Below are 20,221 nucleotides of genomic sequence, written 5' to 3' on the forward strand. Positions count from 1 at the left end.
TTAATATCTGATTTTTAAAAAACAATTAAATATAAACAGATGAAAAGATTATTCTTATCCCTAAGTGTTTTTTCTGTCCTTGTGCTTTTTTCGTGTAAAGAAAAAGCCTCCAGTAAAATCGAATCTTCCAATGTTGAAGTTGCAGCCGAAAGAGATGCAGCCTCAAAAAGTCTTCCAGTTATGGAGTTCGATAAAATAGAGCACGATTTTGGGTCAATTGATCAAAACGCACCACAAGAAACTATTTTTACCTTTACAAATACTGGTGATGCTCCATTGATTATTACTGATGCAAAGAGTAGCTGTGGATGTACTATTCCGGAATTTCCAAAAAATACTCCGATAGCTCCAGGTGAAAAAGGTGAAATGTTGGTGAAGTTTAACGGTTCTGGCCAAAACCAGGTTACCAAAACGATTACTGTTACGGCCAATACCAGTAAAGGAACTGAAACACTTAGAATAAAAGCATTTGTAACTCCAAAAGGAGCTGGTCCTGTAGGTCCTGTTAAATAAGTAGATAAAATTATGTTAGAACAATATCCATATCTTCCGCTCATATTGATGTTTGTAGTGGTGTATTTTTTTATGATCGCGCCACAAAGAAAACGTCAAAAGCAAGAGAAGAAATTTGTCGAGGAGTTAAAAAGGGGAGATAAAGTTGTTACCAAGAGTGGTATGCACGGAAAAATCGCCGAGTTGAACGATAATGACTTTTCTTGTGTTATAGAAACCATGGCCGGGAAAATTAAATTTGATCGTTCCTCTATTTCTATGGAGATGAGCAAAAAATTAAACGCACCCGAAAAGAAATAAATTTATTCTTCAATAGTATTAAGGGCACCAACCAAAAGTTGGTGCTTTTTTGTTATAATATTTTGTACATTCAGGGTTTATAAATTCCATATTACCATGATACAAAATAGAAGAAAATTCATAAAAAGGAGCTCGCTTTTGGCTATGGGCACTGGGGCTGCATTTTTAATTCCAATGGACCTATTGGCTTCCATTAGAAGGAATATTAGTCCCAACGATAAAATCGGGGTGGGCCTGATCGGTTGTAATGGTATGGGGTTTAGCGATTTAAGCTCCATGCTTAAAATGAGTGAAATTGAGGTTGTAGCCCTATGTGATGTGGATGATAGTGTATTAAAAAAGAGAACATCCGATTTGGAAAAGGCCGGAATAAAAAAACCAAAGTTATATAAGGACTATAGAAAATTATTGGAGGATAAAGATGTTGATGTGGTAATTATTGGTACTCCTGATCACTGGCATTGCCTACAACTTTCCGATGCCGTAAAGGCAGGAAAGGATGTGTATTGCGAAAAACCTCTGGCCAATTCCATAGAGGAATGTAACCTTATGTTAAATTCTGTACAGGCAAGTGATCGAATGGTTCAAATAGGGCAATGGCAAAGGAGTCAGCCCCATTTTGTGGATGCTATAGACTTTGTCCATTCCGGAAAATTGGGGGAAATTCGCTTGGCAAAAGCCTGGGCCTATCAAGGTTGGATGGGTTCTATTCCTGTTCTTCCCGATACCGCTACTCCTGCCGGAGTTGATTATGATATGTGGTTGGGGCCAGCACCCAAGAAACCTTTTAATGCCAATAGGTTCCATTTTAATTTTAGATGGTACTGGGATTATGCAGGTGGATTAATGACAGATTGGGGTGTGCACCTCATGGATTATGCATTATATGGAATGAAAGCCAACACACCAAAATCGGTGATGGCTTTGGGGGGTAAATTTGCCTATCCCAATGATGCTTCAGAAACTCCGGATACATTGCAGACCGTTTATGAATATGATGGTTTTTCAATTCTATGGGAACATGCCACAGGGATAGATAATGGTAATTACGGACGCAATCACGGAATCTCGTTTATTGGTAATAATGGTACCCTTGTTTTGGACCGCAATGGTTGGGAGGTAATTGCCGAAAAGGATAAAATGCAAAGCATAACGTTACAGCAAAACCAAGGCAACGGTCTAGACAAACACACCGTAAATTTTATTGAGGCAGTACAATCCCGTGATGCTTCCAAGTTAAAAGCCCCTTTAAAAGTTGGCTATGATGCGGCCTTGGTGTGCCATATGGGAAATATTGCTTTTAAAACCGGCAACAGAATTTATTGGGATAATTATGAGGGCAAATTTTCAGATGACAGTTCAAATGCTTTGATAAATGCCCATTACCACAACGGTTGGGAGTTGCCAATGGGATAAATAGTATTAGGGAAGAAATAAGATGAATTTATGCAAGGTTATTATGCTAATAAAAAATCATTTAATAGATTGGTTATCTATGTCTTTTTGGAATTGGTCCGTAACCAATAATTACTGTTTCGATTTAAATATCAAATAAACACAACTAAGAAACTGGGGTAAAATTCATGTCAAAAGCTCAAATTTCTATTGGTCTTAAAAGGTTTGTCAAGTTCTTGCATTCTTTTAAGCTTTTGGTGCTTTTCATTATCCTTTGGCTTTTTATGTCCTTGGAATTACAAAATCCAACCCCTGGAAAAGAAAGGGCATTTGTAATCTACACTAAAGATTCCGTGCAACTGGAAGTTGATTTGATTTTTAATTCCAGCAATGAGCCAATTCAGTATTACTGTTATGTAGTTACCCCGGTTTGTGAGGAAGGCGTATGTTATAATTTGCTCGCCGAAGTATATTGGGATCTTTTAGGCAATTTCGTGGATTATACAGAAGTGCCATTAGATCCATTTACAAAATTTGATCATATCAAGTTTACTGCGGACGATCATGTTATAATGAAAGAAATACTAAAGGACAAAACCTCTCTACTTGCAAATTATAAGGCCGAGGACTTGGTAGATCACAGTATTCAAATTAAATCGGATGTTATAGATGGTGTTGCAGGAGCCACCTATAAATCACTTAGTGGAGCCGTGGTACGCGGAGCGGTCTACAGTTCACATACCCTGTGGCACATAGTAAATGGAGACGTGGCGGATAAAATTGTGGCCCATACCGAATCTTTGATGAATGAGGAATTATTGGTTTCAATGTTAAATTCCGATAATTACCATCTTCAATTCTATGCCTTGAACAAGATTGCTTCCGAGGATGAAAAGTTTACACCCTACCTTATTGGTTTGATATCTAAGGGCAGTTCATATGTCCCGTATTTCGCTATTGAAAAAATACCGGACTGGGCATGGTCATCAGTCAAATATCAATCGCAAATAATAAGTCTTTTAAAAAAGGTGGAATTTAAAATGCAAAATGAAATACTTAATAGGCTTGTAGATAGAGACTTGGAAGGGGAGTCACTGACTGTTTTGGCCTCTAATTTAGGTTCTTTGGATAAATCCCAATTAAAGAAGGCATTTAAAATACTTGACCGCAATAAAGACAAACTTACATCTTTATCAATTAAGGAAATTTTATTACTATTGGATTCCGAGGATAAGGAGATTTCCAAGGAGGCATATCAATTTTTGAATACCCATGAACACCAATTTAGGCCTGTTTCCAAAAAATTGAATGATTATAGAAAAACATTAATGTCAAATTATAATAATTAAAACAATGACAAAAAGAAGAGGATTTATGAAAACCATCGGATTGGGATCCGGTGCTTTTTTAATGGGCCCTATATCTGTCTTTGGCAAAGACGCCGTGGACGGTGCGGAATTATTTGGAAAGCATGCTGAAAATTCGAATAAAGCTCAAACTCTTGTAGATACAGATGTCTACAGGAAAAAGTTTTACGAAACCGATGTGTTGATCGCTGGAGGTGGTATGGCAGGCATATGCGCCGCTTTGGCCGCCGCCAGGAATGGCAGCAAGGTAATTCTTATCCAAGATAGATCAAGGTTGGGAGGGAACGCCAGTAGCGAAATAAGAATGCATATTTCTGGAGCCAGCCAGTTAAATCAAATATGGAGGGAAACCGGTATTTTGGAAGAACTTGTATTGACCGAAGCCGTTCAAAACCCTCAACGCTCCTATGAAATGTGGGATTTTATTTTGTACGATAAGTTAATTTCTGAAGAGAATATAACCCTATTGCTGGATACAGCACTATACGATGCTGAGGTAGTAGATGGAAAAATTAATCAGATTATGGCCCTTTGTTCACCTACCGAGGAGATTTCCGTAATTAAGGCTAAATTTTATGCTGACTGTACCGGTGATGCCACTTTGGCGGCTCAAGCGGGCGCACAATATATGCGTGGAAGGGAAGCAAAATCAAAATGGGGTGAATCTCTGGCCGTAGATGTTGAAGATCAAAAAACAATGGGCAACAGTCTTTTGTTTACGGCAAAGAAATATGATAAAAGTATGCCCTACACGCCTCCAAAATGGGCTAGAAAGTATACGACAAAGGATTTTTTGCATCGCAATATTTCAACCTATGAATACGGTTATTGGTGGTTGGAATTAGGTGGTGAAATTGATATTGTACGTGATGGCCAACAGAATAGAAAGGATTTATTGGCAGTTCTTTTTGGGGTTTGGGATTATATTAAGAATTCGGGGAATCACCCAGATTCTGAAAATTGGGCATTGGATTCCATAGGGATGATTCCAGGTAAAAGGGAAAGTAGACGTGTGGAAGGTGATTATATCATGAAACAGGAAGACGTACAAGCAGCTACACTTTTTGAAGATAGAGTAGCCTATGGAGGATGGCCTTTGGATGATCACCCCCCAGGTGGAATGGACACCACTGGAGAAGTACCATATGTTTCCATTCCACTAAAAGGCCCATATTCTATTCCGTTTAGGTCGTTATACAGTAAAAATATAAATAATCTGCTGGTTGCCGGTCGAAATATAAGTGTTTCACACGTGGCCCTATCTTCCACCCGGGTAATGGCTACATGCAGCACTCTTGGCCAGGCCATTGGAACTGCAATGGACTATTGCAATAAAAATGGGATACTGCCTACTGAGCTAGGAAATAGTGCTGAGCATATAAAAATACTTCAACAAATATTACTTAGACAGGACCAGGCACTTCTTGGTGTGAAAAATGAGGATAAAAATGATTTGGCCAGATCTGCCAAGATTTCAGCTTCATCTGAAACTGAGGATGGCCGAGCTATAAATATAATCGATGGGTATAATAGGGAAGTTGGCGATGGCAATACCCATAAATGGTGTGCTAATATTGAAAATGGTGAGCAATGGATATTGCTGAGTTGGAAAAAACCAGTCAAAATCAATAAAATCCAGCTAATGTTTGATACCGGATTAGATCGCTTTTTACGCCTTTCTGCACAAGACTGGGTAAATGACGACCAAATTAGGGGCCAACAGCCTGAAACTGTGGCGGATTATAGTATTGAAGTAAAGGGCAAAAATATTGACAAAGTACTCCTTAACAATGAAAATAATTTTTTAAGACTTGTTAATCATAGTTTCGATCCCATTGAAATAAAGCAATTAAAAATTAGGGTGACAAGGACCAATGGAGACCCTCTGGCCAAAATATTTGAAGTGCGTTGTTATCTTGAATAAATGAATTTTTATATTTAAACTTGTTTTTGGATTATTGTACTAAGAATTACAAATTAGTATTTATTAAGGTACTTTCTCAACTCTACAAATGTTATAAAAGAACTTTAACTTTTGAATAATAATAAGCAATGTTAAAGGTTAAAAAAGGTATTTATTATGTCTTGTGAGTAATTTGTTATTTTGTTTTAACTTATCCCGTAGACGAGAAAAATAATAATGTAACTTAGAAGAAATGAATATATCCACATTTCGCCATTTATAAATTTACCAAGAAAATATAACTAAAATTTAAGCTGCTATCGCCCTAGGGGCAAACCCATGTTTTAAAAATCAATTAAAATAATATGAAATATCTGATTTTAACTTTGTGCTTTTTCAGTATAAATTTAACGATATCCCAAGATTTGTTGCTGGAAGCGGAAAGTTTTGACGATAAAGGGGGGTGGGTCGTTGACCCCCAATTTATTGAACAAATGGGTTCTTCCTATCTTCAGGCCCATGGCATGGGTGAACCAGTGCAAAATGCGCAAACCCAGGTGAACTTTAAAAAGAATGGTGAATATAAGGTTTGGGTACGAACCAAGAATTGGGTACCGGGAGAATGGGAAGCACCGGGAAAATTCCAGATAAAGGTAAATTCCTTGGTGTTGGAAAATACACTAGGCCTCCGTTCTGGTTGGGGTTGGGAATATGCAGGAGCTGTTCAGATAACGAATAAAAAGAATACTTTGGAACTTGTAGACCTTACAGGTTTCAACGGTCGCTGTGATGCCATCTATTTCACTACTTCCGACGTGGAACCACCTTCATCCATGAATAAGTTGGCCACTTGGAGGAAAACTGTTGTTATGGAGCCGTTGGCACCCAAAGTTACCAAGAAATATGACCTAGTTGTTGTAGGTGGAGGAATTGCTGGTTGCGCAGCGGCTATAGCGGCCGCAGAGCAAGGGCTTCAGGTTGCGTTGATCCACGATAGGCCTGTTTTGGGAGGTAATGCCAGTAGCGAAATTAGGGTACATACCCTGGGTATATATGGTAATTTTGAACGGATTCTTAAAAAGTTGGATACGGAACATTATCCCAATGGATCTCCCGAAGCACATAAAGACCAAATAAAAAGAGATAACAATGTAAAAAGTTATGATAATATTTCCCTCTATTTAAATTGGAGGGCGTATGATGCAAAAGCTGTTGAAAGTAAAATCAGTTATGTAGATGCTCGTCAAACAGCATCAGGAGAACGTATACGCTTTGAGGCGCCACTTTTTGTGGATTCAACGGGAGATGGTTGGATAGGTTTTTGGGCTGGTGCAAAATTTTCTTATGGACGTGAAAGTGTTGATCAATATGGGGAAGAATGGAAAGAGCATGGGGAATTATGGAGTCCAAAACAACCCGACAATGCTGTAATGGGATCTTCGGTGCTTTGGCGTTCCTATGAAGCGGACCAGCTGGAAGAATTCCCAGAGGTACCTTGGGCCATGCCTGTGGCCAGGGATTATGCAAAGGTAAAAGGGGAATGGCAGTGGGAGTTTAGTCGTAATGACCTTAATCAAATAGACGATGCCGAGGAAATTCGCGATCATATGCTGAGGGCTATTTATGGTTCTTTCGGCAATGCAAAAAAATTACCTGAAAATGCCAATCGAAAATTGGAATGGGTATCCTATCTAGTTGGTAAACGCGAATCCAGAAGATTGGTCGGGGATTATATATTTACATTGAACGATGCCAAATCCGGCCGCTCTTTCCCCGATGGGGTTGTGGAGGAAACTAGGGAAGTGGATGTTCATTATCAAACGGTGTTGGAGGATGAGAAAAATCCTGACTTTATTTCAGAGGCGCTTTTTTATAAAACTCCTAAATATTATATCCCTTACCGAAGCTTGTATTCAAAAAATATAAGTAACTTATTTATGGCCGGTAGAAATTTTAGTACCTCCCACGTTGGCCTGGGTGGACCAAGGGTAATGAGGACCACGGGGCAAATGGGTGCCGCTGTAGGTTTTGCGGCATCACTTTGTAAAAAGTACGATGTAAATCCTAGGGATATTTATACAGGGTATTTGGATGAATATATGGATCTAATAGAAAAACAAAAATATATACCTATTCCAGAATCCAAGAAATAGTTTGTAAAACGCCTCTGTATCCATGAAAGAAGTATGTAAATCATCATGAAAATAATAATTGCTACTTTACTATTTTGTGGATTGGGACTTGTATGGACTCAAAAAACAGACGTGACTCTTAATGGTGTTTCCCAACATAAAACGCTCAGTAAAAAACCGGAGTTCTTTGCCTTGGAATGGCAGGAAGGTTTGGTGTTAAAAAATAAACCAACCCCATATTTTATAGAAGTAGAGACCTTGGGCAATCAGAACGTTGATATCCTTGTTACCGCGCAGAATAGACCAGTACTATATACAGTTGATATTTGTACTCCGGTCTGTGCAGATGGCGAATGCAGGTTAATGTATCTTACACTTTATTGGAATTTATTGGGAGCATATGCTGGTTATGATAAGGTGGAAGGCCAGACATTGACGAAACATGATCATGAGGAATTCTTGGAACAGGATTATGAAAAATTGCATCACTTATTAATGGATGACAATTCAATTCTGAAAAGAAAGAAGATTGATGAGTTGGTGGAAAAACCCGAAGATTCAGAACTCGACGGTGCAGACGCCAAAGCGGGGGCTACAATAACCGAGGTAAAGGAATCTGTAGTAGATGGGGCTCTTTATTCCTGTTATGTAGCTTGGAATATAGCGCACGGAACCATTAAGGGAGAACTACAGGATTATACCACATCCAACTTTGATAAAGAAATGAAGGGCTATATGCTCATGAGCAACGAGCAGGATTATCAAATGTATGCGCTTAAGTCTTTGAATGATGAAGAGTATATTGATTATGAGGACCGAATAGTACAAATTTTCAATAAGGGTATTCCCTTGGTCCGTACGTATATTGTACAAAATCTTCCTAAATTGTTCTGGGAAACCGAAGATCTCCAAATGCCTTTTTGGGAAAGCTTTGCTGCAGTAGATATTAACAATAGAAGTTTGTTGTTAAATCATATTCAACAGGCTCCCGTTGAGGTTTTGGTTTTATTGGGCGGCAATTTGGAGCTAATGACAAAAAATCAGCTCAAAGCTTACCTGGCGGCAATTGAAAAAAATGAAATGGCTAATCCACAAATTAACGCACAGCTTTTGCGGTTTACAAATTCGGGTAACCATACTTACGCCTATATTGTAGCCGAATTTTTGGAAGAATTTGAATAAAGGGGGTAGGGGAATGGGCCTACAATAAATTTAAAATAGTAAATAAAACATAATTTAAATGATATCATTCCTATTATCAATTGTAGCTTTAATACTTGGTTATTTTACGTACGGAAAATTTGTGGAACGTATTTTTGGCGTGGATAAGGATAGGGAGACTCCGGCCGTTAGGCTTAGGGATGATGTAGATTTTATGACATTGCCCACTTGGAAGGTTTTTTTGATCCAATTTTTAAATATAGCGGGTTTGGGGCCAATTTTTGGTGCTATCGCAGGTGCCATGTTCGGACCTGCAGCCTTTTTGTGGATTGTACTGGGGAGTATTTTTGCAGGGGCAGTTCACGACTATTTTTCAGGAATGCTGTCTATAAGGCACGATGGACTGAGCATTAGCGAAGTGGTGGGGATTTATCTCGGTACCACCGCTAAACAATTTATGCGTTTTTTCTCTGTAGTACTTTTGATATTCGTAGGGACCGTTTTTTTGGTGGGACCCGCAAAAATAATCGATGGTATGACCGGGAATATCTTGAGCGTTTGGATTTGGGTAGCCATCATTTTGGTTTATTATATTCTTTCCACATTATTGCCCATAGATAAATTAATAAGCAAGCTTTACCCCATATTTGGTGTGGCCATGTTACTTATGGCCGTTGGACTATTAATAGCCCTTTTTTTTGGGGATTATAATATTCCTGAATTGGTGCCCAGTAATTTAAGAAATATGACCAATGACCCTGAGGCAACTCCATTGTTTCCAATTCTCTTTATAACCATTGCCTGTGGTGCCATTTCCGGATTCCATGCTACCCAGTCTCCATTAATGGCACGCTGTATGAATAACGAAACGCTAGGAAGAAAGATTTTTTACGGAACAATGGTAACGGAGGGCATTGTAGCATTGATCTGGGCTGCAGCCGCTATGACCTTCTTTGGAAATGTGGAAGAATTAAATGGGGCAATGCTCGCCAACAACAACAACGCAGCTTGGGCGGCCAATGAAATATCACTTAACATGTTGGGTAAGATTGGAGGGGTATTGGCTTTGTTGGGAATTGTAGCGGCTCCGATTACTTCAGGAGATACTGCCTTTAGGTCTGCTCGTTTAATACTATCCGATATTTTCAAGTCCAACCAAAAAAAAATATTGAACAGGCTACTTATTAGCTTGCCGCTATTTATCATAGCCTTCGCACTTACACAGATTGACTTTGGAATAATATGGCGCTATTTTGCTTGGAGCAACCAAACCTTGGCCATGATCGTGCTTTGGACAATTACGGCTTATTTGATCTATGAAAATAAGGCTTATTGGGTTACGCTATTACCTGCAATTTTTATGACTATGGTATGTAGTACCTATATTTTAATTGCCCCGGAAGGTTTCCAATTGCCAAACGAAATTTCTTATATAGGAGGTACTCTAATAACATTGACCATTACAATTGCATTTTGGGTATATACTTCCCAAAAGAAAAAAGTCTTTGTTGGGGTATGAAGCAGAAAAATAGAACGCTACCCCTTAAAAGAGGGTATAAATATTAATTTCACAAATAACTCAGCCACCATTTATCCCGATTATTTGCTTTATAATTCATGTATTTTTTGCTTAAGGGATAGAGGGCAAGTATTAGTCCAACCCAAACCAAATATACGATCCATAGAGAATATCCATAGGTAGCCAGTTTTTCATTCATAAATACATCGGCAGTTAGTATCATGTCTTTCCAATTACCGCCAAAAATTAGAATCCCGGCTATGGCCACTAGATGAATTACCAATACATGTAGAAAATAATAGAAGAAGGGAACTCTTCCAAAAACCATGAAGAAATTGGAAATGGAGTTTTTTACATTTTCTATGGCATATAGGAAAAGAAGGGCCGGCCCAATCGTAATTAGGAGAAAAGCCAGTGAAGGTGGGTATTTTGTTACATTGAGAAAGGATATAATAGTTTTTGTATTTGTGTTCTGCGTGGTCCAGGGCACTAAATCTCCATAGATATTTAATCCTCTCAATACAAAGAATAATCCCAAAGCCCCTATTCCTATTCGCAATAACCATGATCGTCTTAGTTTTGCATCAAAGTCATTTACGTAAAGCTGTCCGAAACAATAACCCAAGGCCATTAATCCAATCCAAGGGATAACGGGGTAATGAAACAAAATCATTTTATCGGGTCCGAGTACTAATGTTTGATTTTGGTGCAATAGATATCAGGTTATAGATTGCAGGCTGTTGCCCTGCATAACAATACCATCCAAAAGATTATGTCCTAAAATAATTACCAAACCAATAACAAGAATAATCTTTTTTGGTAAATAAATAAGAAATGATAAACAGATCATACTAAAGCCTATGGCCCAAATAACTTGAAGAATGGGGAAACTGTAAGTAAGATCAAACGTCCAGATTAGGTTGTTGACCACGATTTCCATGAAAATTAACCAAACACCCCTGGTTAGCAAAAATATTGAGAGTTGTGCACTGGTTTTATTTCTGCCGTACAAAAAAGCAGAAGTTCCGGCAAGAAATATAAATACCGGGGCACAATAATGGGTTATAAAGCGTGTAAAAAATAGAATGGGAGTAGTAGTTTCCACATCTGTGGGGTCAATAAAAAATGAGCCGTAGTTAAAATAGTCCCTAACATGGTCCAAAGCCATAATAACCATGACCAAACCCCTTAATATATCAATAGATTCTATTCGGTTGGTTTTTGGTTTCATAGATAAATTGCCAAATTAAATTATATATACCCTACTACATAAAATGCGTAAGCTTTGTGCATATTACAATTGGTACTCTCAATTTATTTTATGGCTATCGCCGCACTTGTTGGTCCTTTCAACGGCATCAATGAAGTTGATTTAAATCCTGCCTCGAGAGCCATTTTATTAAAATCCGAAAAGGAGAAATCATATCCTTCGGCGGTTTCAATGAGCATGTTCAGGGACATTAAAAGTCCAAAGGTATTCTTGTTTCTTTCGGTGTCGATAATGTTTTCAATAACTACAAAGGCACCACCTTTAGGTAGGGCGGCATAGGCTTTTTTGATTAGCATCTTTTTGTCGTTGGTGCCCCAGTCATGTAAAATGTTGCCCATGGTAATGACATCGGATTTTGGAAAATCTTCGGTAAAGAAATCCCCTGATGTTATTTTTACCTTATCCTTTAAACCCATATTCTGAATGTTTTCCTTTGCAATTGGTTCTACTTGGGGCAGGTCCATGGATGTACATTGCATATGTTTATTGTTCATGGCAACGTGTGCCGCTAAAAATCCTCCCGCCCCACCAATATCGCACAGGGTCTTGTAATTGGAAAAATTAAATACATTGGCAAATTCCATAAAATTCCCCATTTGTACCCCGGCCATAGCTCCAACAAATTCCCGAAGTTTTTTAGGATCGGCATAGACCGCTTCAAAGATAGGCTTCCCACCATTTTTGGTTTCATTTTGCGGTAACCCTGTTTTTAGCCCATCCTCCAAATCGTTCCAAAAAGGGTACAAACGGTTGTTGCACATTTCCAAAATTCCACCTATGTAGCTAGGTTTGTTCTTGTCCAGAAAGAAATCGGCATCCTCCGCATTGCTGTAAAGAGCAGTTTCCTTTATTCCTTTTCTTTTTAAAAAGCCCAAGGCTACCAATGCATCCAAAAAATCATATAGGCTTCGCGAATGCAAACCTAGCCTGGATTGAATGTCCTTACCTGATAATTCCCGTTTCGCAAGAATGGTGAAAAGGTCCATGTTTACTGCAGTAAGCAGGGTCTTGGTGCCAAAAAAACCGGTACCGACCTGCATGATTTTTGAGGGATCTAGCGTTATCTGTGTTGTTGTCTCCATGATGCATAGTAATTAGGTTAATATGTCAGTTGTATTTTTTAAAAGTTGGTAATCACTATTAAATATGTCATCTATTTCCGCTGAAATTTTCATTTCATTAATTGTAACGCCGCAATTTTTAAATATCATTTCTAAATCCTGTGCCTTCTTGTCTTTCCAAAAAGCGGCTTTTGTATAGCCAATGGCACATACTTGGTTATTTTGTTCAAAAACCTGACTGTGATATACCCATTTGTCATCCCATCCTTCCAGGATAAGGGTAATTGTAAAAGTTGACCAAATTTTTAAAGGTTTTTTATATATGATTTTTTGAGACCCCAAAACGGCATACATCCCTTTTTTTACAGTATTATCAAATAGTTTTGACCGAAACATTTTTTCAAATCGAATGAAGTCCATATAATAAGCGTACTTGGCATTGGACATATACCTGAAGGTGTCGCAATCTAAAATGCTTACCCTTCGTTTTCTTGTTTGATTAGAAGTAAGATCAACTTCCTTCCAAAATAATTTGGAACCTATAAAAACATATAATAGATGTAACCAGTAATAGACCATTAAAATTTTGTTGATTTTTTTTCTATTCTAGTGGGTTCAGTTGTGGATTTTATTTTTATTCTATGGGGGAGCGTAATGTAATCTCTTTCAATTTATTGCCCTGCCTTTAAATAAAGAATAGAAATGGGGTTTAAGGTCCGTTTTACAGCGCTATTTGTAATGATAATATGATTGGTTCCAATACGGTATGTTTATCTTTAATGGACTTGTTCTTTGGGTCGTTAATAATAGCACCAAGCTTATCCATGTCAGCATCCTCAAAAACCAAAACCACGGAATTAGGGTCATTTGTGTCCTGAAATGTCCTAAAACTGGATACAACAGGTGAAAATAATTTTTCTCGGTCTTTATGACCCTTAAGCCAAGTATCAATGTTACCTACCTTATGTCGTGTTACTATTGTTTGTTTCATTTTAATTGTTTTTAACTCTTTTTTTGTGAATATTGATTACCTTATTTTTTAAATGATTTACAAATATTTTAGATTCGCAACCATTTGGTTTTTAGAATGCTATATAGTCGGATAGCACAGTTAATTTGATTGTGATTTTATTGGTTTGCCTTATTATTATTCCGCTTTATGCACTTCCATTTCAATTTCGATCATAAATTCAGGAAGAGCCAATTCTTTTACCCCTAGCCAGGAACCTGTTGGGAATTGCTTTTTGTAAACTTCGTTTCTATAAGCGGCAATTTCAAGAAACTTGGGCATATTGGTGGTGAACACATTTTCTACAACCACATCATCGAAGGTGCAACCGTAGTGCTGTAATATTTTTTCCAGATCGGAGTAACAATTTTTCATTTGTTGTTCCAGATCTCCAATGGCCGTTGGATTGCCTTCGTCATCCATGCTCACTGCTCCTGAAATCTTTATTTCGTTCCCGATTTTTACGGCATGTGAGTAGCCATAGGCCTTCTCTACCTCTGGACGAAGCAGAAAATACTTTGGAGCTTCCATCTCAATAGTAGGTTTTGGCTGTTCAGCTTCTTCAATGTTAATTTTTTCTTTGCAACTTAAGCTTGTTGTCAAGGCAACTATTAAGAACCCGACGGTTAAATTCCATTTTGCATTCATGCTCGTTTTAGGCTAAGTGGTTATAATTTTATAATTATTTTGGCATAGGCATTGAATACCCCAACTGTTCGTATACTACTAGATTGTCATAAAAGGCGTCTTCGCGTACGGCTTTTCCTTCGGTGTCGAACATCCAAACACTAAAACCGTGGGTTTCAATTTTTTTGTTGGTAGGTGGATTTCCCATGAATTCCCCTTTGTTGGTGCCGGTACATGTCCAGTTGAGATAGGCCTTATTGCCATCAATTACCGTTTTGTCCAAGCTTACCTTAAAATCAGGAAATGCATTGTGGTAGATATCCATAAAGTCGCCGTAATCGGATTGTTTTTTAGCAATGGGGACACCATTGGCCGTTCTTATGACATTTTTGGCCAAATTGGCATACATTAATTCCTTATCATTCGCATTCCAAGCTTTGGTTACATTATCTATAGTGGCCTGTATAGCTTTTTCATCGGCAGACATGCTGTTTTTCATTTCGATTTCTTGGACGGCAAGGACCACAGCCGTGGGATCCCACATCCCAACTTCCCGAACAATTTTGCCATCTGCGAAACGATAGGTGAGGTGTATGGGAATGTTGACTACCTGACCATTTCCGGTTAGGGTACCTTGCCAATCCAACCAACAGTTTACCCATGTTTCCCCATCATCCGTAAGCACCATTTCATATTCTTGGTCCTTATCAAGGAAACTTCTATTGGAGTATGCCATATCCCTTTCTTTGTGATAAGAAATAACCTCCTCAGGTGTTAGGGCCGTCTCCTTGCTATTGTAATATGTCTTTGAAGTATCGGCATAGATACTGGTGTCATATGTTTTATTATTATAATTATCGATCAATTTCTTGACGGTATTAATTTCAGGTGAACTTTGAGTATACCGCTGAGGTGCCTTTTCTTGACATGCAGTTATAAAAGCTATTGCCAGCCCAATAATTAGTAATTTCTTCATAATGTTTAAGTTTTTTATTAGTTCCTGACGGGATAAAAATTCCCGTCAGGATTTGTACCAAGGCTATTTTTTGGTTAATTCCGGAATTTCTTGATATATCTCGTCGGAATGGGTAACTACGTATTTATTCCACGACTTCATAAAGGCCATGCGTTCTTCTTCATTGGGCCACGCAGTTTTCATCAATTCATTCTGCATATTGGATGCGGCTTCAATATCGTTCCAATTGGCATACTCACTAATGACAACCAAATCGCGTAAGTCGGCACCTGATATATGGTGGAACACTTTTTCACTGATTACCTTGTCGTTTTTGAAGGTTATTTTTTCAGAAAATTCTTTTAAATGGGCATTGAGCTCTGCCCTGGATCCATTTTCGGGTATACTAAGCGTCCAGGTGGTTACAGTATAATAATGTCCCTCCTGTGCAGATGCAGATGTTGGGATAAATAAGGCAAAGACGATTAGGGCACCGATAATTGATTTCATTGTTGTCATAATGTTGAATTTAATTGTTACTATTTTCATTTTTATTCTTTCTAAAAAACAGGTAGGGGGGGCTGTAGCAATGGTTTGGTTTATTTTCTTTTAAAAAGTGCTAATTCAAATTGAAAATTTCAAATTACTTTTACCGTAAGGTTTCTTTGAAACCAAGTTCCTACCTGTTTGTGAATTTAATTTGATGGTGTATAGGCTAAATCGGGATGCATTTCTCCAGTCTCCGTTTCATATTTTAGGACGTAACTGAACACTTCATCAAATAGTTTTTTTCCTTCTTCGCCCAATAATGCTTCATTTTCCTTGGATTTTTTAGCGTAGTCCTCGGCGTCTATTGCCGAAATTACAGCGAGATAGTAATCGCCCATATTACCAAACCCATTGTGGTATATGCGATAGTACTCTTTGGATCCTTTTGAAGTATAAAGGGCTTTTAATTCCTTCAGCTTTCCCTTAAGATTTTGAATGTTGCTAGGGGTAACATGTAAGAAATGCCATTTTCTGTAGTTTTGCCCTTCTGTAGTTGTACTAATCCCTTCAGGCATATAAGTGAGTTCTTTGTTAAGGTAAATCATATAATCGCCATGTTTGTCATAGCATTCATTATACCGCTTAAAAAGATTTCTAAAGGCTTCCTCTCCCATTTTTTCAGACAAGGGAGCCATAACGTTCTTGTCTAGTTCTGCCATGTTTTCTATAGGGGAAATGTTGAAATACCTTCCGGTAGAGGTCGATGCCACTTGCCAGCTAATGTCCTGTAGATTATGCTTTTTACAGGCTTCCATAAAATCTTTGGATACCTCGTTGTATTTTTGAATCATGGAAGGTTTTACCTGGTCTTCATGGACATAATAGGCCTGATTTTTCTCCGCTTGTGCCAATGCAGGGCAGGGAGTCAACAGTACCAATAATACAAAGACAAATAATTGATTAAAGTTTTTCATAATTTTTAAATTTTAGTTTATAGTGTTGCTCTTAAAATTTCTTATTTGGGAGAATAGGCCATATCGGGCCTCATTCGGCCTTCAACAAGCTCATATTGTATCAAGCTGCCCATAAAATCATTAAAGGTACTTTGCCATTCCGGCCCCATTAATGTATTGTTCTCGGTAATTTTGTTGGCGTAATCCGCAGCATCCTTGGCAGCAATGGCCACCATATAATAGGCGCCTCTGTTTCCAAAGCCACTATGGTAAACCCTATAATGTAGTTTAGACCCTTTGCTTTGAAATAATTTCTTTATAGCTTGAGCTTTTTCCTTAACCATTGTGGCGTTTCCTGGTGTATAGTAGTAATAATGAAACTTTCGATATTCTTGTCCTTCAGGGGTTTGGGTAATTCCGTCGGGCATATAGGACAACTCCTTATCCATTTGAATAATGTAATCGTGTTCAACGTCGTAACACTTGTTCATTTTATTGAACATGGCAGTCATATTTTCAGGGCCCATTTTTTCGGATAATGTTTGGAAAACCGGACGGTCCACATCAGCTATGGTATTTATTGGACTGATCCACATGTAACGGTTGTCCACGGTATTCGACACTATTACCTGAAGACCCTGGATATTGTGTTTTTTCATATTATCGGTTAGTTCTTTGCAAACAGTTTCATATTGCATTACCATGCTCGGTTTTACAACATCTTCATGCACCCAATAAGCCTGAAATTGGTCATTGCCCTGAGCAATACCTGTTCCTAGCCAAAATATGCAGAGCGCGGCCGTAATTAAATTATTCCTAAGTGTTCTCATGACATTTATTATTTAATGGTTCGTACATATTGCTTGTGCAGGGAACATTTAGTTACTACATTATTCTAGAATTGGAGCTACTAGGGAGTATCCCAATTGTTGTAAAAATTCCAATTCATTGTAAAAGATATCCTCTTGATATATTTGTCCTTCTTCGTTAAAATACAGATGTGAAAATCCGTTTATTTTAACTTTTTTTCCAGTAGCAGTTACATCGGCAAATTGACCTGTATGGGTTCCATAAAAGACCCAGTTGACATAACCCTCATTTTCACATACATTACTGTTGCTCAATGAAATATTATGGTCTGGGAATCCGGTTGTATATAGGTTTATTCTTGCCTTTAATTCTGATTTATTGGTAACTACAGGTATGCCGTTCATGTTTCTTATATAATTGTCCGTTACCATCCCATTAATTTCCTCTTCATCCTTAATGTTTAGATATGCATCTATAGATGATTGAAGCTTATTTTTTTCAGTAATCTCCTGGCTATCATTATTTTCTGTTATTATTTCATTGCCCACAGTTTTTGAGTCGTTTTTGCAGGAAATACAACCCATAACCATAAACATAAAAAGTATTACTGGTGATTTCATGACTATTAAATAACTACATACCTGAAACTAATTAATTGGTTTTTGGGTTGATAATCAATCCATTTAGGACGGAGGGCTTGATTTTTTGTCCGAACAAGCGGTTTTAATTACCCTATGATTTATGTAAATAATATTCGTATATTTAAGAACCCCGGCTTTTAAAGTATATCATAGATTTAAAAAATGGGTAAACACTACTACATAGCAATTTTCATTACTATCTTCTTTAGCTCATTGTTATCTGGTCAACTTATAGATTTTGATAGGGAGATTCCTTACCAAAAGGTGTTTGTGGATACTGATAATTTTGGAGCCTCCTATTTGGAACACTTGGAGAAATTTTATGAAAGCGCTCCTACGGATACACTAAAATTCGAGATTCTAAACGATCTTGCCTATTACTGGCATACCAGAAATCTGATAAAGGCCTTAAAATATACCAAGTTGGGATTGGAGCGTACCCTTGAAATGGAAAATAGGTTATGGTATGGCCGATTTCAGATTACCCAAGGGGCTATTCTTTTACGTATGGAAAAATTGGACAGTGCCCAAATAGTATTGGAAAGCGCCAAAAGTAAGGTGTTGACCAAGGACCTTGCTTTTTTAAATACACAACTGGGGTATGTTTATGAACGCCGGGGACAATTGGACAAGGCTGCCGATTATGCCATGGAAGCTTTGAGATTTGGGGAGGAGCAAAATGACAAAAAGGCTATTGCGCTTGCTTATAGCGACTTAAGCAATATTTTCTGGAAACAGGCCAAATATGATAAAGGATTAAAATATGGTATTAAATCCATAGTCCTTTTTGAAGAACGCGGGATTACTGATCTTGATTATGATTTTACCCTTTATGTTGTAGCCAACAACTATCTTAAATTAAATAGGTATGAGGAAGCACTAAAATATTTTGAGCATTCTTTGGCCATTGGGGAACGTTACGGATTCTATAATAATTTGAGTGATGTTTATATCTCATTGGTGGATTTATATGCCTATTTAAACAATTACAAGAAAGCTGAAAAGGCCGGACAAAATGCCGTTAAATATGCCGAATTGTTGGAGAACCGATTTATGCTGATGCGTTCCTGGCTATCCATTGGAAAAATGCAGAATCTACAGGGAAAATATAAAAAAGCAATAGAAAGTCTTCAAAAATCACTTAATGTAGCGACTGATGATTTTGGCGATGAATATTATTTGAGTCAGGCATATGAAGCCTTGGGGAAAGCGTATGCAGGCGACCATAACTATATGGAGGCTTACAAAGCATTTTCAAAATATGACGGGCTAAAAAAAGAAATCTTCACGGCAGAATCCGATCAAAGAATTGCCTTGTTGCAAACGGAATTTGAGGTTGCACAAAAAGAAGATACCATACTTCTACAACAGGGAACTATAAAAAAGCAACAGACCAACCAGATCTTGACCTCGATTATTACCGGATTATTATTGTTTCTATTGATCTTGGGCTTTGTAGCCATTAAAAACAACCGAAGAAAGAATGTATTGTTGCAACATCAGAACAATGAAAAAGAATTCCTAATAAAAGAGATTCATCACCGGGTTAAGAATAATCTTGAGGTGGTTTCCAGTTTGCTGTCTCTCCAATCTACCCACATTGGCGACCAAAAAATAAAGGAAAACATGCACCAAATCCAAAATCGGATCCAGAGTATGAGTATGATACATCAAAATTTATATCAGGGAAAAAATTTGGCAAGTATAGAGATGAAGAATTACTTCAAAATTTTAGGAGATTATGTACTACACTCCTACGGTTGCGGACAAAGAATCAATATGGTTTATGAAATGCAAGAGATCGAACTAAATGTTGATATAGCAACGCCTATAGGATTAATAGTTAATGAATTGATTACAAATGCCTTAAAATATGCTTTCCCAAACAATCTTAAAGGAACTATTACTATAGGACTTGTACAGAAATCCGATCATTTAGAACTCAAGGTTAACGACAATGGCATTGGTATCAAGAATGGAAATATGGCAAATGGAACAGGGTTTGGTACGCAGTTGATAGCACTTTTAACCAAGCAATTGGATGGTAAAATGGTGTTACGCCAAAAGAAAGGAACTTCAGTTTCATTTGAATTTCAACATCATAAAGCAGCCTGAT

The 20,221-nt window shown here is 37.7% G+C and carries 20 protein-coding genes; 9 read left to right on the plus strand and 11 right to left on the minus strand.

All coding sequences use genetic code 11. The annotated features are described in order from the left end of the window. Nucleotides 1-39 precede the first annotated feature (39 nt). The 8 genes from MWU78_RS14900 to MWU78_RS14935 all read left to right on the plus strand — a co-directional run bounded on the left by MWU78_RS14900 (nt 40) and on the right by MWU78_RS14935 (nt 10,290). Complete coding sequence (locus MWU78_RS14900; protein WP_246999125.1) at nt 40-513, plus strand: DUF1573 domain-containing protein; 474 nt, start codon at nt 40-42, stop codon at nt 511-513. A 12-nt stretch (nt 514-525) separates the two neighbouring features. Then, entirely contained in the window at nt 526-813 is a 288-nt protein-coding gene (yajC, locus tag MWU78_RS14905) for a preprotein translocase subunit YajC (RefSeq protein ID WP_246999134.1), read from the plus strand. A gap of 96 nt (nt 814-909) precedes the next feature. Continuing rightward, a complete protein-coding gene (locus MWU78_RS14910) occupies nt 910-2,229 on the plus strand; it encodes a Gfo/Idh/MocA family oxidoreductase (RefSeq protein WP_246999136.1) in 1,320 nt (439 codons plus the stop codon). 167 nt (nt 2,230-2,396) lie between these two features. Beyond that, a complete protein-coding gene (locus MWU78_RS14915; protein WP_246999138.1) occupies nt 2,397-3,557 on the plus strand; it encodes a hypothetical protein in 1,161 nt (386 codons plus the stop codon). Nucleotides 3,558-3,561: 4 nt separating this feature from the next. Further along, a complete protein-coding gene (locus MWU78_RS14920) occupies nt 3,562-5,499 on the plus strand; it encodes an FAD-dependent oxidoreductase (RefSeq protein WP_246999145.1) in 1,938 nt (645 codons plus the stop codon). A gap of 344 nt (nt 5,500-5,843) precedes the next feature. After that, on the plus strand, nt 5,844-7,631 hold the full coding sequence (locus MWU78_RS14925) for an FAD-dependent oxidoreductase (protein WP_246999147.1): 1,788 nt from the start codon (nt 5,844-5,846) through the stop codon (nt 7,629-7,631). Between the two features lie 45 nt (nt 7,632-7,676). Further along, nucleotides 7,677-8,792, plus strand: coding sequence for a hypothetical protein (locus MWU78_RS14930; RefSeq protein ID WP_246999150.1), 1,116 nt, complete (start codon nt 7,677-7,679; stop codon nt 8,790-8,792). A gap of 58 nt (nt 8,793-8,850) precedes the next feature. After that, nucleotides 8,851-10,290 (plus strand): carbon starvation protein A, encoded by a 1,440-nt coding sequence (locus MWU78_RS14935; protein ID WP_246999151.1) that lies wholly within the window; start codon nt 8,851-8,853, stop codon nt 10,288-10,290. A gap of 49 nt (nt 10,291-10,339) precedes the next feature. On the opposite strand, the gene MWU78_RS14940 is transcribed toward MWU78_RS14935, so the two are convergent. The 11 genes from MWU78_RS14940 to MWU78_RS14990 form a co-directional block, all read right to left on the minus strand. Continuing rightward, nucleotides 10,340-10,963: a hypothetical protein gene (locus MWU78_RS14940; RefSeq protein WP_246999153.1), complete on the minus strand. Its 624-nt coding sequence runs from the start codon at nt 10,961-10,963 to the stop codon at nt 10,340-10,342. A 45-nt stretch (nt 10,964-11,008) separates the two neighbouring features. Next, nucleotides 11,009-11,521: a heparan-alpha-glucosaminide N-acetyltransferase domain-containing protein gene (locus MWU78_RS14945; protein ID WP_246999154.1), complete on the minus strand. Its 513-nt coding sequence runs from the start codon at nt 11,519-11,521 to the stop codon at nt 11,009-11,011. 83 nt (nt 11,522-11,604) lie between these two features. Then, entirely contained in the window at nt 11,605-12,642 is a 1,038-nt protein-coding gene (locus MWU78_RS14950) for an acetylserotonin O-methyltransferase (protein ID WP_246999156.1), read from the minus strand. A 12-nt stretch (nt 12,643-12,654) separates the two neighbouring features. Next, nucleotides 12,655-13,200: an acyl-CoA thioesterase gene (locus MWU78_RS14955; protein WP_281503850.1), complete on the minus strand. Its 546-nt coding sequence runs from the start codon at nt 13,198-13,200 to the stop codon at nt 12,655-12,657. Nucleotides 13,201-13,342: 142 nt separating this feature from the next. Continuing rightward, nucleotides 13,343-13,612, minus strand: coding sequence for a hypothetical protein (locus MWU78_RS14960; protein WP_246999158.1), 270 nt, complete (start codon nt 13,610-13,612; stop codon nt 13,343-13,345). 156 nt (nt 13,613-13,768) lie between these two features. After that, entirely contained in the window at nt 13,769-14,278 is a 510-nt protein-coding gene (locus tag MWU78_RS14965; protein ID WP_246999160.1) for a RidA family protein, read from the minus strand. Nucleotides 14,279-14,312: 34 nt separating this feature from the next. Further along, nucleotides 14,313-15,233 (minus strand): ester cyclase, encoded by a 921-nt coding sequence (locus MWU78_RS14970; protein ID WP_246999163.1) that lies wholly within the window; start codon nt 15,231-15,233, stop codon nt 14,313-14,315. A 63-nt stretch (nt 15,234-15,296) separates the two neighbouring features. Further along, the gene (locus MWU78_RS14975) at nt 15,297-15,761 is read right to left on the minus strand and encodes a hypothetical protein (RefSeq protein ID WP_246999165.1); all 465 of its coding nucleotides are present in this window, start codon (nt 15,759-15,761) and stop codon (nt 15,297-15,299) included. A 146-nt stretch (nt 15,762-15,907) separates the two neighbouring features. Continuing rightward, nucleotides 15,908-16,675 (minus strand): hypothetical protein, encoded by a 768-nt coding sequence (locus tag MWU78_RS14980; RefSeq protein ID WP_246999167.1) that lies wholly within the window; start codon nt 16,673-16,675, stop codon nt 15,908-15,910. Between the two features lie 41 nt (nt 16,676-16,716). After that, nucleotides 16,717-17,484 (minus strand): hypothetical protein, encoded by a 768-nt coding sequence (locus MWU78_RS14985; protein WP_246999169.1) that lies wholly within the window; start codon nt 17,482-17,484, stop codon nt 16,717-16,719. Between the two features lie 60 nt (nt 17,485-17,544). After that, nucleotides 17,545-18,084 carry an ester cyclase gene (locus MWU78_RS14990; protein WP_246999171.1) on the minus strand — a complete coding sequence of 180 codons (540 nt, stop codon included), beginning with the start codon at nt 18,082-18,084 and terminating at the stop codon, nt 17,545-17,547. A 183-nt stretch (nt 18,085-18,267) separates the two neighbouring features. On the opposite strand from MWU78_RS14990, the gene MWU78_RS14995 reads away from it, so the two are divergent. Next, on the plus strand, nt 18,268-20,220 hold the full coding sequence (locus tag MWU78_RS14995; protein ID WP_246999173.1) for a histidine kinase dimerization/phosphoacceptor domain -containing protein: 1,953 nt from the start codon (nt 18,268-18,270) through the stop codon (nt 20,218-20,220). The last annotated feature ends 1 nt before the right edge of the window (nt 20,221 follow it).

Source organism: Arenibacter sp. F26102 (assembly GCF_023015865.1).
Lineage (GTDB): Bacteria > Bacteroidota > Bacteroidia > Flavobacteriales > Flavobacteriaceae > Arenibacter.

Bases quoted from the DNA above. Each gene is read 5' to 3' on its own strand.
- yajC (WP_246999134.1), top strand. From the start codon at position 526: ATGTTAGAACAATATCCATATCTTCCGCTCATATTGATGTTTGTAGTG.
- MWU78_RS14965 (WP_246999160.1), bottom strand. From the start codon at position 14,278: ATGAATGCAAAATGGAATTTAACCGTCGGGTTCTTAATAGTTGCCTTG.
- MWU78_RS14995 (WP_246999173.1), top strand. From the start codon at position 18,268: ATGGGTAAACACTACTACATAGCAATTTTCATTACTATCTTCTTTAGC.
- MWU78_RS14920 (WP_246999145.1), top strand. From the start codon at position 3,562: ATGACAAAAAGAAGAGGATTTATGAAAACCATCGGATTGGGATCCGGT.
- MWU78_RS14945 (WP_246999154.1), bottom strand. From the start codon at position 11,521: ATGAAACCAAAAACCAACCGAATAGAATCTATTGATATATTAAGGGGT.
- MWU78_RS14975 (WP_246999165.1), bottom strand. From the start codon at position 15,761: ATGAAAATAGTAACAATTAAATTCAACATTATGACAACAATGAAATCA.
- MWU78_RS14915 (WP_246999138.1), top strand. From the start codon at position 2,397: ATGTCAAAAGCTCAAATTTCTATTGGTCTTAAAAGGTTTGTCAAGTTC.
- MWU78_RS14970 (WP_246999163.1), bottom strand. From the start codon at position 15,233: ATGAAGAAATTACTAATTATTGGGCTGGCAATAGCTTTTATAACTGCA.
- MWU78_RS14955 (WP_281503850.1), bottom strand. From the start codon at position 13,200: ATGGTCTATTACTGGTTACATCTATTATATGTTTTTATAGGTTCCAAA.
- MWU78_RS14960 (WP_246999158.1), bottom strand. From the start codon at position 13,612: ATGAAACAAACAATAGTAACACGACATAAGGTAGGTAACATTGATACT.
- MWU78_RS14925 (WP_246999147.1), top strand. From the start codon at position 5,844: ATGAAATATCTGATTTTAACTTTGTGCTTTTTCAGTATAAATTTAACG.
- MWU78_RS14935 (WP_246999151.1), top strand. From the start codon at position 8,851: ATGATATCATTCCTATTATCAATTGTAGCTTTAATACTTGGTTATTTT.
- MWU78_RS14950 (WP_246999156.1), bottom strand. From the start codon at position 12,642: ATGGAGACAACAACACAGATAACGCTAGATCCCTCAAAAATCATGCAG.
- MWU78_RS14900 (WP_246999125.1), top strand. From the start codon at position 40: ATGAAAAGATTATTCTTATCCCTAAGTGTTTTTTCTGTCCTTGTGCTT.
- MWU78_RS14910 (WP_246999136.1), top strand. From the start codon at position 910: ATGATACAAAATAGAAGAAAATTCATAAAAAGGAGCTCGCTTTTGGCT.
- MWU78_RS14985 (WP_246999169.1), bottom strand. From the start codon at position 17,484: ATGAGAACACTTAGGAATAATTTAATTACGGCCGCGCTCTGCATATTT.
- MWU78_RS14930 (WP_246999150.1), top strand. From the start codon at position 7,677: ATGAAAATAATAATTGCTACTTTACTATTTTGTGGATTGGGACTTGTA.
- MWU78_RS14940 (WP_246999153.1), bottom strand. From the start codon at position 10,963: ATGATTTTGTTTCATTACCCCGTTATCCCTTGGATTGGATTAATGGCC.
- MWU78_RS14990 (WP_246999171.1), bottom strand. From the start codon at position 18,084: ATGAAATCACCAGTAATACTTTTTATGTTTATGGTTATGGGTTGTATT.
- MWU78_RS14980 (WP_246999167.1), bottom strand. From the start codon at position 16,675: ATGAAAAACTTTAATCAATTATTTGTCTTTGTATTATTGGTACTGTTG.